The sequence below is a fragment of the Marinobacterium aestuarii genome (assembly GCF_001651805.1).
Taxonomy (GTDB): Bacteria; Pseudomonadota; Gammaproteobacteria; order Pseudomonadales; family Balneatricaceae; genus Marinobacterium_A; species Marinobacterium_A aestuarii.
Map to the genome: position 1 here is coordinate 574116 of NZ_CP015839.1, position 17978 is coordinate 592093.

The 17978-nt window shown below is 59.5% G+C and carries 17 protein-coding genes; all 17 read left to right on the forward strand.

The genetic code is table 11. The features are described 5' to 3' along the window. Positions 1-59: 59 nt before the first annotated feature. The 17 genes from rpsP (at position 60) to A8C75_RS02550 (ending at position 17977) form a co-directional block, all read left to right on the forward strand. Complete coding sequence (gene rpsP / locus A8C75_RS02470) at positions 60-311, forward strand: 30S ribosomal protein S16 (RefSeq protein ID WP_067377634.1); 252 nt, start codon at positions 60-62, stop codon at positions 309-311. Positions 312-335: 24 nt separating this feature from the next. Next, on the forward strand, positions 336-863 hold the full coding sequence (gene rimM / locus A8C75_RS02475) for a ribosome maturation factor RimM (protein WP_067377636.1): 528 nt from the start codon (positions 336-338) through the stop codon (positions 861-863). A 3-nt stretch (positions 864-866) separates the two neighbouring features. Then, the gene (trmD, locus tag A8C75_RS02480; RefSeq protein WP_067377639.1) at positions 867-1616 is read left to right on the forward strand and encodes a tRNA (guanosine(37)-N1)-methyltransferase TrmD; all 750 of its coding nucleotides are present in this window, start codon (positions 867-869) and stop codon (positions 1614-1616) included. 22 nt (positions 1617-1638) lie between these two features. Further along, positions 1639-1995, forward strand: coding sequence for a 50S ribosomal protein L19 (rplS, locus tag A8C75_RS02485; protein ID WP_067286209.1), 357 nt, complete (start codon positions 1639-1641; stop codon positions 1993-1995). A gap of 164 nt (positions 1996-2159) precedes the next feature. After that, a complete protein-coding gene (locus A8C75_RS02490) occupies positions 2160-3605 on the forward strand; it encodes a hypothetical protein (RefSeq protein WP_067377641.1) in 1446 nt (481 codons plus the stop codon). A 7-nt stretch (positions 3606-3612) separates the two neighbouring features. After that, positions 3613-4548 (forward strand): site-specific tyrosine recombinase XerD, encoded by a 936-nt coding sequence (xerD, locus tag A8C75_RS02495; protein WP_227819820.1) that lies wholly within the window; start codon positions 3613-3615, stop codon positions 4546-4548. A gap of 74 nt (positions 4549-4622) precedes the next feature. Beyond that, positions 4623-5369 (forward strand): DsbC family protein, encoded by a 747-nt coding sequence (locus A8C75_RS02500; protein ID WP_067377644.1) that lies wholly within the window; start codon positions 4623-4625, stop codon positions 5367-5369. Between the two features lie 204 nt (positions 5370-5573). Then, the gene (locus tag A8C75_RS02505; RefSeq protein ID WP_067377648.1) at positions 5574-6875 is read left to right on the forward strand and encodes a homoserine dehydrogenase; all 1302 of its coding nucleotides are present in this window, start codon (positions 5574-5576) and stop codon (positions 6873-6875) included. Positions 6876-6885: 10 nt separating this feature from the next. Next, on the forward strand, positions 6886-8280 hold the full coding sequence (gene thrC / locus A8C75_RS02510; RefSeq protein ID WP_067377650.1) for a threonine synthase: 1395 nt from the start codon (positions 6886-6888) through the stop codon (positions 8278-8280). Positions 8281-8349: 69 nt separating this feature from the next. Beyond that, positions 8350-9147, forward strand: coding sequence for a YdcF family protein (locus tag A8C75_RS02515; protein ID WP_157890200.1), 798 nt, complete (start codon positions 8350-8352; stop codon positions 9145-9147). A 4-nt stretch (positions 9148-9151) separates the two neighbouring features. Then, positions 9152-10888, forward strand: a complete 1737-nt coding sequence (gene recJ, locus A8C75_RS02520) for a single-stranded-DNA-specific exonuclease RecJ (RefSeq protein WP_084783675.1) — start codon at positions 9152-9154, stop codon at positions 10886-10888. Positions 10889-10942: 54 nt separating this feature from the next. Then, positions 10943-11125 (forward strand): hypothetical protein, encoded by a 183-nt coding sequence (locus A8C75_RS02525; RefSeq protein WP_067377653.1) that lies wholly within the window; start codon positions 10943-10945, stop codon positions 11123-11125. 242 nt (positions 11126-11367) lie between these two features. Then, positions 11368-14127, forward strand: coding sequence for a sensor domain-containing protein (locus tag A8C75_RS02530; protein ID WP_162272094.1), 2760 nt, complete (start codon positions 11368-11370; stop codon positions 14125-14127). Positions 14128-14228: 101 nt separating this feature from the next. Next, positions 14229-15998, forward strand: coding sequence for a GGDEF domain-containing protein (locus A8C75_RS02535; protein WP_067377660.1), 1770 nt, complete (start codon positions 14229-14231; stop codon positions 15996-15998). A gap of 82 nt (positions 15999-16080) precedes the next feature. Beyond that, the gene (locus A8C75_RS02540; protein WP_067377664.1) at positions 16081-16701 is read left to right on the forward strand and encodes an NUDIX domain-containing protein; all 621 of its coding nucleotides are present in this window, start codon (positions 16081-16083) and stop codon (positions 16699-16701) included. 11 nt (positions 16702-16712) lie between these two features. Beyond that, a complete protein-coding gene (locus A8C75_RS02545; protein WP_084783679.1) occupies positions 16713-17153 on the forward strand; it encodes a DUF1249 domain-containing protein in 441 nt (146 codons plus the stop codon). Between the two features lie 38 nt (positions 17154-17191). Beyond that, positions 17192-17977, forward strand: coding sequence for a metallophosphoesterase (locus A8C75_RS02550; protein WP_067377670.1), 786 nt, complete (start codon positions 17192-17194; stop codon positions 17975-17977). Position 17978: the final 1 nt, after the last annotated feature.

A 17978-nucleotide genomic window follows, 5' to 3' on the forward strand; every position in this document is an offset into this window, starting at 1 on the left:
AGCCCGGATTTGAAACCGCGGGCGATCCTAAAACCCGCGCAAATAAAGGGACCATGCACATGGTAACAATTCGTCTGTCTCGTGGCGGCGCCAAAAAGCGTCCGTTTTATCACCTTACCGTAGCCGATTCTCGCAATGCGCGTGATGGTCGCTTTATTGAGCGCGTTGGTTTCTTCAACCCGGTTGCACGCGGTCAGGAAGAAGGCCTGCGTGTCGATCTGGAGCGTGTTCAGTACTGGCAGGAAAAAGGCGCTAGCCTGTCCGAGCGTGTTGCTCAGCTGATCAAAGAAGCAAAGAAAGCAGCTAAGTAACGCAAGGTTGGGCCGGGTCGAAGGATGGAAGACACAAGTTCTCTTATAACGCTGGGCAAGATTACAACTCTGTACGGCGTCAAAGGTTGGGTAAAGGTTCATTCCAGTACCGAGCCGATGGAAAACATCCTGAACTATGCCCCCTGGCAGCTGAAGATCGGAAACGAAATAAAATTCGTCGAGATTGAAAGTGGCCGGGTTCATGGCAAAGGCCTGGTGGCCAAGCTGGCTGGAGTAGATGATCGGGACGTGGCACGGCTTTACTGCGGTGCTGAAATTCTGGTCGAACGCAGCCGTCTTCCTGAGCTGGAAGCCGGTGAGTACTACTGGAGGCAGCTCGAAGACCTGCTGGTATATACCGTGTCTGGCCAGTTGCTGGGCAAGGTAGAGCACCTGATCGCAACGGGCTCCAACGATGTTTTGATCGTACGGGGCACCGAAGAGAGTATTGATCGCCGCGAGCGTTTGATTCCCTACTTGCCGGATCAGGTGATCAAGGAAATTGATTTGGTTAAGGGTAGCATTCGGGTCGACTGGGATCCGGAGTTTTAGGCGGTGTGGTTTGGTGTAGTCACCCTCTTTCCCGAGATGTTTGAAGCTGTAACGGCTTACGGGGTCACGGGACGGGCGGTGCGCAATGGGCTGATTGATGTCCGGTGCTGGAATCCCAGGGATTATGCTCTGGACAAGCACCGTACTGTCGATGACCGTCCCTATGGGGGCGGTCCTGGCATGCTGATGAAAGTTCAGCCATTGCGGGATGCGATACAGGCTGCGCGCAGCGCTGCTGGCGAAGGAGCGACAGTGATTTATCTGTCGCCCCAGGGGCGTCGGCTGGATCATGCCGGTGTGTGTGAGCTGGCGGCACGGCAGAAGTTGATTTTGGTGGCGGGACGTTACGAAGGTATCGACGAGCGCCTGCTGGAAACCGAAATCGATGAAGAGTGGTCGCTGGGAGACTTTGTCCTCAGTGGCGGCGAATTGCCGAGCATGACGCTGATCGATGCAGTATCCAGGCTAGTGCCCGGTGTACTGGGTCATCAGAGCTCCGCTGCCGAAGACTCCTTTAGCGAGGGGTTGCTGGATTGCTCGCACTACACGAGACCGGAACAGTTTGACGGAATGCAAGTACCCGAGGTGCTGCTAGGCGGCAATCACGAGGAAATCAGGCGCTGGCGCCTGAAACAGCAACTGGGCCGAACCTGGACAAGGCGCCCGGACCTGCTGGAAAGCCTCGAGTTGGATCGCGAGCAGCAGACGTTGTTAAACGAATACATCCGTGAGACCCAGAGGTCCGACGGTTGAGTACTCACTCTAGGAGCGAGCTATGAGCGGCAAAATCTCTATCATTCAGCAGATCGAAGCTGAGCAGATGGGTAAGCAGATCCCTGAATTCGGCCCCGGTGATACCGTTGTCGTGCAGGTTAAAGTGACTGAAGGCGCCCGTACGCGTCTGCAGGCGTTTGAAGGTGTTGTGATCGGCAAGCGTAACCGCGGCCTGAACTCTGCCTTCACCGTACGCAAAATCTCCCACGGCGTGGGCGTTGAGCGTACTTTCCAGACCTTCAGCCCGACTGTTGACAGCATTGGTGTCAAGCGTCGCGGTGACGTGCGTCAAGCCAAGCTGTACTACCTGCGCGAGCGCAGCGGCAAGTCTGCACGTATCAAGGAAAAATTGGGCTGAGCCTCGGCTCATACCAGTTTCTAAAAGGGCGGCCCTCGGGTCGCCCTTTTTGCGTCTGGGCTTAAATGGCTCTGTCGTTGGCCTGTTCGCCATTTGTCGCTATGATGCCTACTATTAAAATCTCTGTAAGCCGGTACTGACAGACTACAAAAGGAGCTGCAGTTATGCGGAAGTTGTTTAGGTTGCTGGGATTTTTGCTGATACCGGCATTAATAGCCGGTGGTGCTTATGGGTATTACTGGTATCAGGTAAAAAGCTCCGCTGATCGCATGGTCGACGCTGCGGCACCTTACGCAAAGATCTCCTATGCACGCGTTGTTGCCGGGCTTGATGGCAGTGCCGGCATTGCCGGTGTGCAGGTAACGCCGGTGGGCAGCAAGGATTCTGTACTGATTGGCTCAGTCCTGTTCCAGGCGCCTGATCCATTGTTCTACCTCGATGCCGAGAAGACCCTGCGCGAGGGCAGCTGGCCCGAGCATATGGCGTTGTCGATCACGGGTCTGGATATGAACCTCGATGCCGATTATCTGGCGCAGTGGGAAGCCATGGGGCAGTCCTTTGCTGTGCCGCAGCAGGGTACCGGTTTTGAAGCCCTCGCCTGTGGTGATGTGCAACGCTTTGATCTGGCAACCACCCGGGCGATGAAGTACCAGCGCCTGAATATGGATATGCTGGTGGCGATGGACTTTATGCCCCGCACCCAGTCGCTGCGTCTGCGCTCCGATGTCAGCGTTGCCGACATGGCGCAAACCAGCTTTTATGTCGATCTGTCCCTGGCCAGTAACGTACTTTCTATCGGCTCGCTGGTGCAGGCGCAGCCGACGCTGGAACGCGTCTCGCTTGATTACAGCGACCTGGGCTACAACGCCAGGCGCAATCGTTTCTGTGCTCAGCGTGGTGGTTACGCGCCTGATGAATATGCCCAGCGTCATAGCGAGATGGTGCACTCTGAACTCAAACAGCTCGGCTGGTCGGTGCCTGAGCTGCTGCTGAAGGCCTACGCGGACCTGCAGCAGCCGCGGGCGATATTGCAGGTGGCCGCCGAGCCGCCGCCGGGCTTTGGAGCTCAATCCATGGCGACGATTTCCTCGCCCGAGGATCTGCTTGATCTCCTTAATATCCGGGTTTCTGTCAATGGCGTGAGTCAGGATCTGAGCAGTATTAACTGGTCGCTGGATCCGGGTGAAGCTGTTGCCGCCAATGCTGCGGCTGAGGTCTTGTCAAGTGACGCCCTCCAGTCTGAAAATCTGACCGCCGGTGTGGTTGAAAAGCGCGCCCCCCAGGAAGACCTGGTGATCGAGCTGGAGCAGCCCAGGCCTGAGCCGGGGCAGGTGGCTGTCATTATTGATCCTGATGTGGTTCAGGTTATGCCGGGGATAGTGGTCAAGGCGAAGGCTGCGGAAAAAACCTACAAGCCCACCGCGGTGCAGCAGGTGCACGGTTATGCCGGGCAGAAGGTCAAGCTGCGTACCTATTTTGGGCGTCGTATCGAGGGCACTCTGGTGCGGGTGGCCGGGGGCAACCTGGAAGTAGAACAGCGTCTGGACCGCGGAGTGGCAATTTTCCCGATTGCGGCTGACAAGGTCGCAGAACTGTCCGTCTGGCGTTAAGGGTACCGTGGCTGATGTCGAAGGCGACGGCCGTCTGCGCCGGCGCTCGCCGGATGTGGCTGATCAGCGCGCCATAGAGCGCTATATCGATGCTATCTGGCTTGAAAAGGGTCTCAGTGCCAACACGCTGGCGTCCTACCGGCGTGATCTCAGTCTTTTTGCCTGCTGGCTCAATGATCAGGGTGCTGCCTTGCTTGAGGCCGATCGGTCGCTGTTGCGGCGCCATCTCGACTGGCGACTCGAAGCCCGGCTCAAGGCCAGCTCCACGGCGCGCCTGCTGTCCTGTCTGCGTGGTTTTTACCGCTACTGGATTCGCGAGGAGCGCCTGACGGATGATCCGACGCTGCAGATCGACAGTCCGCGCCGTGCCCGCCCCCTGCCCAAAACCCTGACCGAGGAAGACGTTGAGCAGCTGCTGGCAGCGCCGCCGCTGGATGATGCGCTGGGGTTGCGGGACCGGGCCATGCTGGAAGTGTTGTACGCAACCGGTTTGCGGGTGTCGGAGCTGGTGGGCCTGTCCTGTGGTCAGGTGAACCTGCGCCAGGGGCTGGTGCGGGTGGTTGGCAAGGGTGACAAGGAGCGGTTGGTGCCGCTGGGTGATGAGGCTGTGTACTGGCTACAGCGTTATCTGGCGCAGGCGCGGCGGGAGCTGATTGAAGCCGGGTCTGAGGTGTTGTTTCCCAGTCGGCGCGGGCAGCAGATGACGCGCCAGACATTCTGGCATCGCATCAAGCTGCATGCTCTGACCGGCGGTATCGACAAGCCCTTGTCTCCCCATGTGTTGCGTCATGCCTTCGCCACCCATCTTGTGAATCATGGCGCTGATCTGCGAGTAGTGCAGATGCTGCTGGGGCACAGTGACCTTTCTACCACGCAGATTTATACTCAGGTCGCGCAGCACCGGTTGCAGTCCGTGCACCGTCAGCACCATCCGCGGGGCTAGCGGCGCCGGGGAACTTATTAGTGCCTGTCTCGTCTGAGAGGGTCTATAAACATCGACTGATATTGAGGGTTTTTATGCATAAATCTATCCTGAGTGCCCTTCTGGTGCTGGGCTTCAGTGGCACGTTGCAGGCAGCCGAGGCTGATGCCGGGATTACCGAGATCATTTCCCAGCAGTTGATGAAGGTTGATGCCCGTATTCCGGTTGAATCCGTTACCCAGGCGCAAATTCCGGGTATCTATGAAGTGGTTCTGGGTACCGGCGAAGTGCTTTATTCCGACCCCAAAGGCGAGTATTTCATGCTGGGTCAGCTCTACAAGCTGAGTGATGACAAGGGTTTTGTAAACCTGACGGAAGCGCGTCTGAATACCCAGCGGGTTGCTCTTATCGAGGGTGTCGATGCGAAAGATCGCATCTCCTTCAAGCCAGAGGGTGAGGTCAAGGCGACGATAGCCGTGTTTACCGATGTCGATTGCCCCTACTGCCGCAAGCTGCATGAAGAAGTTCCCAAGCTGAATGCCATGGGTATTCAGGTGGATTACCTGGCCTTCCCGCGTGCTGGCGAACGCTCTGAAGCCTTTACCAAGATGCAGTCGGTTTGGTGTTCGGCGCCGGATCAGCGTGCCGAGAACCTCTCCAAGGTTAAAAATGGTGAAACCATCGAGGCTCAGGTTTGCGATTCGCCGGTAATGGATCAGTTCGCACTGGGGCAGAAGGTGGGTGTAACCGGTACGCCTGCGCTGGTCTTTGAAGACGGCAGCCTGGTTCCGGGCTACATGCCGGCGGCGCGTCTGGCTCAGATGCTCGGTCTGGCGCAGTAAAATTGCGTCTGCAGGTGGCACGGTTTAGTCGTGTCACTTGCTGTCTGTTTGTCCTTCCCTGATCTGCCGTTCGGCAAATTCATCCTGTATCTTCTGTATATCCCTATCCAAGTCAGGTCCAACACCCGTTATAATACCCACCCATTTTTACCGCGGATGACGAAAGGTCATCCGGATCGACTCAACAGCGAGTGAGGTATTGATTTGAAACCGGTTAAAGTTGGTATCTGCGGTCTTGGCACCGTAGGCTGCGGCACCTTCAATGTACTCCAGCGCAATGGAGACGAAATCAGCCGTCGTGCAGGCCGCAATATAGTCGTAGCCCAGGTGGGAGCGCGGCGTGAAAACCCGAACGCTGATACCCGCGGCATTGACATTACCGCCGACATTTTCGCGGTTGCGACCAATCCGGAAATCGATATCGTGGTTGAGCTGATCGGTGGCTATGATGTTGCCCGCAAGCTGGTGCTGACGGCGATCGAAAACGGCAAGCATGTGGTTACCGCCAACAAGGCGCTGATCGCGGTGCACGGCAACGAGATTTTTGAAGCGGCGCAGAAAAATAACGTCATCGTGGCTTTCGAAGCGGCGGTCGCCGGCGGTATCCCCATTATCAAGGCGATCCGTGAAGGCCTGGCCGGCAACCAGATCAACTGGCTGGCGGGCATCATCAATGGCACCGGCAACTTCATCATGAGCGAAATGCGTGAGAAGGGCCGTGACTTCGCCGATGTACTGGCCGAAGCCCAGGCGCTGGGTTACGCCGAAGCCGATCCGACCTTTGATGTGGAGGGTATTGATGCAGCCCACAAGCTGACCATACTGGCCTCCATCGCCTTCGGTATTCCGCTGCAGTTCGATAAGGCCTACACCGAAGGCATCAGCGCTATCACCCAGGACGACGTGACCTATGCCGACGAGCTGGGGTATCGCATCAAGCATCTGGGTATCAGCCGTCGTACGGACGCGGGTGTCGAGCTGCGTGTACATCCGACGCTGATCCCCAAGCAGCTGCTGCTGGCCAATGTTGAAGGCGTAATGAATGCGGTCATGGTCGATGGCGATGCCGTGGGTCAGACGCTGTATTACGGTGCCGGCGCAGGTGCCGAGCCTACGGCGTCCGCCGTGGTAGCCGATGTCATAGACGTGGTGCGCATGCTGGTATCCGAGCAGGGCCATCGAGTGCCGCATCTGGCCTTCCAGCCGAGTGAACTGTCGGATCTGCCGGTGTTGCCAGTGGAAGAAATCCACACAGCCTACTATCTGCGCATTCACGCCATCGAACGTCCAGGCGTACTGGCGCACATCACCAAGATCTTTGGTGACAGCGGTATCAATATCGAAGCCATCATCCAGAAAGAAACCACTGCCGAACAGGTGCCGGTGATTATCCTGACCCAGCGGGTGAAGGAGCGGGTGATGAACGATGCCCTGGCCCAGATCGAGGCGCTGGACGATATCCTTGGCAAGGTAACCCGCATCCGTGTCGAGTTACTGAAGGATTGAGGAAACGAGCATGAAATATATTTCAACCCGGGGCCAGGCGCCTGCACTTAACTTCGAAGAAGTGCTGCTGGCAGGCCTTGCCAGCGATGGCGGCCTCTATGTGCCCGAAATGCTGCCGACCTTCAGCACCGAAGAAATCGCATCCTGGGCGGCACTGCCGTACCACGAGCTGGCTTTCAAGGTGATTCAGCCCTTCGTCAGTGACTGCATCGATGATGCTGATCTGAAGAAAATGGTGGATGAAACCTACGCCGCTTTTGATCACAGCGCCGTGGCGCCGCTGGTGCAGCTGGGCAGCAATGAATGGGTGCTGGAGCTGTTCCATGGTCCGACCCTGGCATTCAAGGATTTCGCGCTGCAGCTGCTGGGCCGCCTGATGGATCATGTGCTGGCCAAGCGCGGCGAGCGCCTGGTCATCATGGGTGCCACCTCCGGTGATACCGGCTCTGCGGCTATCGAAGGCTGCCGTCACAGTGACCATCTGGATATCTTTATCCTGCACCCCCACAAGCGGGTGTCTGAGGTTCAGCGTCGCCAGATGACCACCGTGAAGGCCGATAACGTCTTCAATATCGCGCTGCAAGGCAACTTCGATGACTGCCAGCAGATGGTCAAGGACAGTTTTGCCGATCAGGCCTTCCTCAAGGGACTGAAGCTCGGCGCCGTCAACTCGATCAACTGGGCCCGCATCATGGCCCAGATCGTGTACTACTTCGCAGCCTCGCTGGCCGTGGGCGGCCCGCAGCGTCCGGTGGCCTTTTCGGTGCCGACCGGCAACTTCGGCGATATCTTCGCAGGCTACCTGGCCAAGCAGATGGGTCTGCCCATCGCTCAGCTGGTGGTTGCCACTAACCGTAACGACATTTTGCACCGGGTCATTTCCGGTAACGACATGAGCCGCGGCGAGCTGGTGCACACGCTGTCACCGTCGATGGATATCATGGTGTCGTCCAACTTCGAACGTTTGCTGTTCGATGTGTACGACCGTGATGGCGCGGCCATTTCTGATTTGATGGCGCGTTTTCGTACCGATGCCGTACAGCTCGACGCAGCACGCTGGGCCAAGGTCCGCGAGCTGTTCGACAGCCAGGCGGTCGACGACGAAACCACCTGCAACCTGATTCGTGAGGTGCATGCGCAAACCGGCTATCTGCTGGATCCGCACACCGCCATTGGCCTGCAGGCCGGGCGCGACTGCAACCGTGATCGCAGCATTCCGATGATCACCCTGGCGACGGCCCATCCGGTCAAGTTCCCGGAGCCGGTGATCAAGGCGGGTCTCGAATCGCCGCAGCTGCCAGAAGGCATGGCGGATCTGTTTGAACGCCCCGAGCACTATGAAGTGCTGGCCAATGACCTGTCCGTGGTGCAGGCATTCCTGGCCTCCCATGTTCACAAGGCGTGATAGCCCCAGCGCCTGATGTGCTGAATCCGATGGGCAGCGCCTGTGGCGCTGCCCATCGGCTGTCGCTGCATGGATAATCTGTTCTTCCTCATTTCCAAGACCCTGTGGCTGGCGGTACAGCCGGATAATCTGCTGGTTCTGCTGCTGTTGCTGGCGGCCTGCGGTGTCTGGCTAGGCCGTCGCTGGGGTCGGGCGCTGCTGGGCTTGCTGGCGCTGGCCATGCTGAGTCTTATGCTGCTGCCCCTGGGCAATCTGCTGTTGCAGCCTCTGGAGTCACGCTTTCAGCCTGCGGCACTGCCCGAGTCGGTGGCGGGCATCATGGTGCTGGGCGGCGGCGAGGATGCCGACCTGAGTGCGCGCTGGGAGCAAAGCCAGTTCAACAGTGCGGCCGAGCGTCTGATGGTGTTGCCAGAGCTGATGCAGCGCTATCCTGACGCCCAGGTGGTGTTCAGTGGCGGCTCTGCCGCGGTGCTGGATGCACAGTACCGCGGCGCCGATGTCGCCCAGAATTGGCTGGCGACACTGCCGGCATCCCTGTTCGAGCGGCCGGTGCTGTTCGAGCGTGATTCACGCAATACCTGGGAAAATGCGCTTTTCAGTGCCCGTCTGCTGGGCGGGGTACCGGAGCAACCCTGGCTGCTGGTCACCTCAGCCTTCCATATGCCGCGCTCCGTGGGTATCTATCGACAGCTCGGCTGGCAGCTTGTGCCTTATCCGGTGGACTACATCAGTAGCGGTGATCTGGTGCGGGTGCAGTTCGCCCTCAATCTGCGTGATCTGGTGGTGGGCGTGCGGGAATGGACCGGTCTGCTGATCTACCACCTCACCGGGCGAACCACTGCGTTTTTCCCGGCACCCGAGGCCTGATGCCATGACGGATATACAGATCGAACGGCGCCCGGCGCCGGATAGCAGCCTGCCCGTTTTCAGCGAAACCCACCCCGTGCTGGCGCGTATCTATGCCGCCCGTGGTGTGCAGTCGCTGAATCATCTGGGGCGCTCACTTTCAGAACTGCTGCCGGATTCCGGTCTGCAGGGGCTGGATGCGGCGGTGGCCCGGCTGGTAAAGGCGATTAGCGCCGGCGAGAGCATACTGATTGTCGGCGACTTTGACTGCGACGGTGCCACCAGTACCGCAGTGGCGGTGCTGGCGCTGCGCATGATGGGCGCAGCCCAGGTGGACTACCTGGTGCCCAACCGTTTTGAGTACGGCTATGGCCTGAGTCCCGAAATTGTCGAGGTGGCGCGCAAGCTGGGGCCCAAATTGCTGGTGACGGTGGATAACGGCATTTCCAGCCTGGAGGGGGTGGCCCGCGCCAATGCCTGTGGCATGGATGTGGTGGTCACCGATCACCACCTGGCCGGCAGCGAACTGCCAGCGGCCTGCGCCATCGTCAATCCCAATCAGCCGGGCTGCGGCTTTATTGCCAAGTCGACCTGTGGTGTCGGGGTGATTTTTTACGTCATGATCGCGCTGCGCCGGGCGCTTACAGCCCGCGGCTGGTTTGAACAGCGTAACCTGCCGGCGCCGAACCTCGCCAGTTTGCTGGATCTGGTGGCGCTGGGGACTGTGGCCGATGTGGTGGCGCTGGAGCACAACAACCGGGTGCTGGTGCACCAGGGCCTGCAGCGTATCCGCGCTGGCAAGGCGCGTCCTGGGCTGCATGCTCTCATTGAGGTGTCGGGCCGCAGCCAGTCGCGTCTGGTGGCGAGTGATCTTGGCTTTGCCCTGGCACCGCGCCTCAACGCCGCCGGCCGGCTCGAAGATATGTCTATCGGCATTGAATGTCTGCTGACCGATGACCCTGATCGTGCGCTGGAGCTTGCCCGCACCCTGGATGAGCTGAATCAGGAGCGTCGCGGTATCGAGCAGGAGATGCAGCAGCAGGCGTTGCAATCGCTGGCGCGACTGGAGCTGGATGAGACTGCGCTGCCCGTGGGGCTCTGCCTGTACGATGAAAGCTGGCATCAGGGTGTTATTGGCATCCTGGCCTCGCGCATCAAGGAGCGGGTGCATCGCCCGGTAATTGCCTTTGCCCCTGGCGATGATGGCGAGATCAAGGGGTCGGCGCGCTCGATCAGCGGTTTCCATATCCGCGACGGACTCGATGCCATAGCCGCGCGCTATCCCGGCCTGCTGCACAAGTTTGGCGGCCATGCGATGGCGGCGGGCATGACGCTGGATGCGGCACGTTTTGCCGATTTCAGTGCGGCCTTTGATGAGCAGGTGCGAAAGCAGCTCGATGAAGAAGCCCTTACGCGACGCCTGCTGACAGATGGCGCCTTGAGTGCCGCCGATCTGAGCATTGAGCTGGCTGAAGTGCTGCGAGAAGGCGGACCCTGGGGGCAGCAGTTTGCGGAGCCACTGTTCGATGGTGACTTCGGTCTGCTGCAGCAGCGCATTGTTGGGCAGCGACATTTGAAGCTGGTGCTGATGGAGCCGGCCACCGGGCTCGCGATCGATGCCATCTGGTTTAATATTGATACGGCGCTCTGGCCAGACACGTCGGTGCAGCGGGTGCGGGTGGTGTATCGGCTGGACGTGAATGAATTTCGCGGCCAGCGCAATCTGCAGCTGATGGTGGATCACCTCGAAGCGATCAGCTAATTAATGTGGGGGCCATCCAGGCTCCCGAATCTGGTGACAAGAGGAAGTACGAGAATGAATGATTTGACGCTGAATGAACTCAACACCCTGCTGACGGTTTTCGCCAGGGCGGGTGTTGAAGCGGGCGCAGGTGCCGAGGGTGAGCTGCTGCAGCGTCTGAGTCAGGCTCAGGCCGAGCGCGAAGAGCTGGACAACATGGACTTTGACGATTGCGCCGGCGGTGCCTGCAAGCTCTAATGCCGTTTGCTCTGTGCGTTGTCGGCGGCGATGGCGGGCGGATTGATCATGCAGGTTTGCGGTGAGCGTGAACATCATGCAGGATGTGCAGGATGGCTTAATCACGGATGAAACCAGATGGGATCTGCTGGGGTATTTGATTGCAGAGTCTTGCTCTGCCGCCGCATCGTAGCGCCGAAGTCGACCGGGCCCTGTGGGCTCAATCAAGTCAGGAGCCGTTGATGTCAGCAGGACGCAGGAAGATGTCTGCTTGTATAGCGCAACGCCGCATGCCCTATCCAGGTCTTATCCTGGTGTCTGCTGTTGCGCCGATGCTATGGCCATCGGCCTCAATGGCGGCCGACGTACTTGAGAATCCCGCGCCTGTGATGGCCGCACTGTTGGTGATGCTTGCGCTGACCCTGGCGGTGCTGGCTAGCGTCTGTTATCGCAGCCGGCAGCAGCAGGTGCAACTGCGGGCACTCGAAGCCGGCCAGTATCGTTATAGAGCCATCTTCGATGCCCTGCCCGAGGCGGCTTCGATCAAGAGCGCCAGTGGCCAGTATCTGGATTGCAATCGCGCCTTCGCAGAATTCACCGGTTTGAACGCTGAGGTGCTGTTAGGGAAAACCAGCGGTGACATATTCTCGGTGTCCGACGGACAGCGCATCTCGGCGCAGGAGCGTCGTGCGCTGAAGACCGACGGCATCTTCCGGAGTGAAGACTGGGTGCATGGTGCCGGGCGCCGGCCGCGCCTGGTCAGTTTTCTGCGTACCCGCCTGCCGGTTCAGGGGGCGCAGGAGCCGGCGCTGCTTGTCATTGGCAGCGACATTACGGAGCAGCGTCAGGAAGAGGTCATCACGCGGCTGCAGAACATGACGCTGGATTGCCTGCTGCGCGGTATTGCCCTGACCACGGTACTTGAGCGGCTGGTCGAAACGGTGGAGCAGGCCTACCCCGGCCTGCTTTGCTCGGTCATGCTGCTGGACAAGGATCGATTGCTGCGCTCCACGGCGGCACCTTCACTCCCCGACTATTTTCGCGAAGTTTCAGATGGACTGGCTGCGGCCGAAGGCGTGGGTGCCTGCGGTACGGCCGCCGCCACCGGCAAACGGGTGCTTGTCGAGAATGCGCAGGAACACCCCTATTTCACCTCTTTTGTAGAACTTGTTGCCCGCGCCAATATTGTCGCCTGCTGGTCGGAGCCCGTGCTGGGCAGCCACGGTGAAGTCCTGGGGACCTTATGCCTGTACTCGCCCGAAGCCGGTGGGCCTACGCCGGCACAGATCAAGCTGCTGGAGCAGGCGGCACGGCTGGTGAGTCTTGCGGTGGAGCGCAGCCAGCGCGAAGATCAGCTGCGTAAGCTGTCGCGGGCGGTGGAACAGAGCTCCAGCATGGTAGTCATTACTGACGCCAGCGGCATTATTGAATACGTTAACGAAGAATTCTGTGACGTCACCGGCTACAGCGTCGAGGAAGCCCTGTCGCAGCGGCCATCGCTGCTGAAATCCGGCGAGACCGATGCCGAGGTGTACCGCAGCATGTGGCAGGCATTGCTGGCGGGGCAGGACTGGCACGGCGAAATCCGCAATCGTCGCAAGTCCGGTGCGCTCTATTGGTCGGCGCTATCGGTGTCGCCAATTCTGGACGAAGATGGCAGCGTAACCCACTTTATCGGCATCAGTGAGGATATCTCCGCCCAGAAACATTCCCAGGCGCAGATCGAGCAGCTCGCCTTCTACGACCCCCTTACTCAGCTAGGTAACCGGCGGCTGTTCCGCGAGCAGCTGGACCAGGAGCTGCGCAAGGTGCGCCGTACCGGCCAGCAGCTGGCGGTGTTCTACCTGGATCTGGACAACTTCAAGCAGATTAACGATACCCTGGGGCATGATGTCGGTGACCGGTTGCTGCAGGCGATCGCCGGACATCTGCGGGTGACGCTGCGCGAGACCGATATTATTGCGCGCCTGGGCGGTGATGAATTCATCATACTATTGCCCCAGGTGACCGGTCTGGCACAGGCCAAAAAGGTGGCGGAGAAGCTGCTTAACGCACTGCTGACGCCTATACCTGTGGCCGGACATGAAGTGCTGATTACCTTCAGTATTGGTATCACGCTGGCGCCTGATGACGGTGATACCTGGTCTGTACTGATGAAGAACGCAGATCTGGCGATGTACCGTGCCAAGCGCCAGGGGCGCAATAACTATCAGTTCTTCACCCGCGAAATGAATGAGGAAGTCATGCGGCGGGCGCAGATGGAAGCCGAGTTGCGCACCGCGCTGGAGGAGGGGCACTTCACCCTGGTGTATCAGCCGCAGTGGAATTTGCTGGGCGGCTTGCAGCTGGTGGGCATGGAGGCCCTGATCCGCTGGCACCATGCGGAACGTGGCTGGATTTCACCGGTCGAGTTTATTCCGGTGGCCGAGGAGCTGGGTCTGATTGTGCCGCTGGGCAACTGGGTGATTCACGAAGCCTGTCGGGCCGGTTTCCATCTGGTCGAGCAGGGGCATGACGTCAAGGTGGCGGTGAACCTGTCGCTGCGCCAGTTCCGTGACCCGAACCTGTTGAATACGGTGCGTCTGGCGTTGCAGAACAGTGGGCTCGAGGCGCGCTACCTTGAGTTCGAGATCACCGAGTCCATGATCATGGATGATATCAGCCGGGTGCTTGAAATTCTGGGGGCGCTCAAGGACCTGGGGGTGACGCTGTCTATCGATGACTTTGGCACCGGCTATTCGTCGCTGAGCTATCTCAAGCAGTTACCCGTGGATCAGCTCAAGGTGGATGCCTCCTTTGTGCGCGATATTCCCCATGATCGCAACGACATGGAAATTGCCGCCGCGGTTATCGCCATGGCCCACAAGCTGGGGCTCAAAGTGGTGGCGGAAGGTATCGAAACCCCGGCGCAGCTGGCCTTCCTGCGGGAGAACCGCTGTGAGATGGGGCAGGGTTACCTGCTGGCGCGCCCTATGCCGCTGGAGTCCGTGCTACAGCTGCTTGAGGTGGAGCTGACCGACTGAGTCGCAGGCGGCGGACAGGGTTTTCTGTTGCTGTCATGAATCTGTCATTAATCGGGCATAGTCTGGCGGCCAGAATGTCGCTAGCTCCCGGTGAATAACGCATGCAGTCAAGCCTTCACACAGCGCCCGTGGCGAACGAACTCAGTGTGCTGGACACCATTATTCGGGATGAAAACCTGACCCCCTATTTTCAGCCCATTGTCGATCTTCAGAGCGGTGAAGTGATCGGCCATGAAGCGCTGATACGTGGCCCCCAGGACAGCGCCATGCAGATGCCGGGGCCTTTGTTCGCAGCCGCACTGGCCGAGGGCCGCCTGGCGGAACTCGAATTGCTGTGCCGGCGCCTGGCGTTGCAGCGTTTTGCCGAACTGCGCCCCGCCGGCAAATTGTTTCTGAATATCAATGCGTCCCTGCTCGGCATGCCGGGTCACCCCCAGGGCCTGACGCTGGAATGGCTCGAGCAGCTGAAAATTCCCCAGGCCAGCATTGTTATCGAGTTGTCGGAGCAGCATCCGTTTGATCATTGCGGCCTGACGCAGACCGCCGTGCGTCACTATCAGGACATGGGCTTTGGCATTGCTATCGACGATCTTGGCTCCGGTTATTCAGGGCTGCGGCTCTGGTCGGAGCTGCAGCCAGCCTACGTCAAGATCGACAAGCACTTTGTGCGCGGTATTGATCAGAACAGCGTGAAACGCGAGTTCGTCAAATCCATTATCAATATAGGTAACAGCACCCGCTGTCGTGTCGTCGCCGAGGGGATTGAGACCCGCGGGGAGCTGCATACGCTGCAGCTGCTGGGTGTCGGTTTTGGCCAGGGCTTTTTGCTGGGCAAGCCCCAGTCGCTGCCGGTCGCGGCGGCGGCGTGCCGCCATATCGCCATGACGCCGAGGCGTGCCAGTCGGGATAATGAGCGTGCCGAAACCGCCGCCGTACTGCTCAGGTCTGCACCGGCGGTGACGCTGGACGACAAGATCGATGCCGCCAGTGTGCTGCTGCGCCAGCACCCGGATCTGACCCTGATTCCGGTGCTGGATGATGGCCAGCCCGTGGGCGTGCTGCGTCGACAGGAGCTGTGGGAGCTCTATTCCAGCCAGTATGGTCGGGCGCTGTATGAGCAGCGTTCTGTGAGCCACATCATGCAGCGTGATTTTCTGGCGGTTGAGGTGGGCATGCCGCTGGAGCAGGTATCGCAGGTGCTGACCGAGCAGGAATCCAGCCTGATGCAGCAGGATATTCTTATCGTTCAGGATGGCAGCTATCTGGGCATGGGCAATGTACGTGATCTGTTGCGCACTATTACCGAGCTCAAGATTCGCACGGCCCGCTATGCCAATCCGCTGACGTTGCTGCCGGGCAATGTGCCGGTGAACGAGGAACTTGATCGCCTGCTCGAGGGCGCCTGTGATTTCCACGTGGCCTATTTCGACCTGAATCAGTTCAAGGCCTATAACGATCGCTACGGCTATGCCCGGGGTGATCGGGTGATACGACACCTCGGCGATCTGCTGGCGCGCCATGCCAGTGCACCTGATACCTTCGTGGGTCATATCGGCGGTGACGATTTCGTGGTGATCTTCCGCCACGGACTCTGGAGAGCGGCCTGTGAACGCATTCTGGAAGAGTTCGGCCAGTCGGTAAGTGAATTCTATGATCCGCAGCATTTGAAGGACGGCGGTATCTGGGCGCAGGGGCGCGAAGGCGGCCGTCAGTTCCATGAATTGCTGGGGCTCGCCGTCGGCGTGGTGCACCCAGACCCTTATCGCTGCCCCGGCTTTGGGGAAGTGGCGGAGCTTGCCGCCGAGGCCAAGAAGGCCGCCAAGACCACCCGCCTGGGTCCTTTGTATCTGTCCCCGCGCCGCGCCCTCTGAAGGGCATTCCCTCAACACAGCCTCTGTCCGGTGCCGCTGATGATCTCTGCTATAGTGTGCGTTTCGCAACGGGAGCGCAGATATGGCTGGCGGCTGGAAACCCCGTTTTGGCGTCGCTGATTTTCACATCAGCGCCGACGAAGCGCTGCATCATGGCTTTTTCAAACTCGACCGCGTAACGGTGACGCACCGCTGTTTTCTGGGCGGCGAAGCCAGCATTCAGCGCGAGCTTTACCGGCGCCGTGATGCTGTCTGTATACTGCCCTATGATCCGGTGCTGCGTTCCGTGGTGCTAATCGAACAATTTCGTGTCGGCACCCTGGATCATCCGCGGGGCCCCTGGCAGCTCGAGCTGGTGGCGGGTCTGGTGGAACCGGGGGAGAGCGCCGCGGATGTTGCGCGCCGTGAAGCCGTGGAGGAAGCCGACCTGCAGCTGGGGGCTATCGAACCCATCAGTCGCTTTACGCCCAGTCCAGGCGCCGCCCGTGAGTATATTGATCTGCTTTGTGCCCAGGTGGATGCCAGTCAGGCCGGGGGTGTTCATGGCCTGGCGGAAGAAGGTGAGGACATTCTCGTGCATGTGCTGTCGCTGGACGACGCCTGTGCGCTGGTGCGGGATGGGGTGATCGATAACGCCCCGGCGATCATTGCGATACAATGGCTGCAAATGCACAGCCCGCGACTCGAACAGCAGTGGGTGTAACGGGAGCCGCCATGAGACGCAAGTATGTACCCGACCTGTCGCGGCAGATGGCCCAGTGTGAGGCCAACTACGCGCGCATGATGAAGCTGCTGCCGGACCTGGATGTCTGCGATCATCGCGAATTCCAGGTGTACTGGAAAGCGCATCAGGTCGTGGTGCGCCTCGAAGTGGAGGAACGCTTCGCCTACACCTCTACGGTGCTGGTAAAGCAGCTGCACGAGAGTGGGTCGAGCTGGCTGACAACCCCCACGCTGGTGGTGCGCTTGTACCACGATGCCACCATGGCGGAAGTCATCTGCCAGAAGAGCCGGCGTCAGCTATCCGGTGTCTATGGTTATCCCAACCGTGACATGCACCATCCCGATGAAAAGGCGCAGCTCAACGGTTATCTGGGTGAGTGGTTGAACCATTGCCTGAACCATGGTCACCACAATGAACCCGTCTTTGTTTAAAAAGCGGTGTAATAGCACTGTCTGAAGAGCTGTCCAAAATGCCCCTTCGCCTGTTGCAGTTGAGTGACTGCCATCTAAGCCCGGACCCCGGCGGTCTGTTCCGTGGTATTGATCCTTTGTGCCATCTGCAGGCTGTGGCCGCCGATGCGCGCCAGCGCTTTGCAAAGGCCGACCTGCTGCTGCTGACCGGTGACCTGACCCACCATGGCGAACCCGATGCCTACCAGCGGCTGCTGGCGTCTGTTGAAGGCCTGGCCGCGCAGCGCCACTGGCTGGCGGGCAATCATGATGTGGCTGGATCCATGCGGGCGCTTGAGGCGCAGGAGCCGGCGCTGGGCTGCAAGCTGATCGACAGCGACTACTGGCGTATTCTGCTGCTGGACTCCAGCGCCCACCCTGATGGCCGTGGTAGTGGCAGCCTGTCCGACGGGGAGCTGGAATGGTTGCGCCAGCAACTGCAAAGTGCCGGCCAGCGCTGGGTGTTTATCGCCTTGCATCACAATCCCGTGGCTCTTGGCAGCGCCTGGCAGGATGCCATCATGCTGGGCAATGCCCCGCAGTTGTGGGCCATCATTGATAGTTATCCACAGGTGCGCGGGCTGATATTCGGTCATGTGCATCAGCAGCAGCATCTGCAGCGCGGCCAGATAGAGCTGTTTGCTGCGCCCTCCACCGCGATGCAGTTTGAGGCGGGCTGTGAAAATTTTCAGCTTGAAACCGATGGCGCGCTGGCGCGTCCCGGGTATCGTTATTACGAATTGCAGGATGATGGCCGCATAGAGGCAAGGCTGTGTCGCGTAGAGCTGCCGGATTGCGTCAACTAGG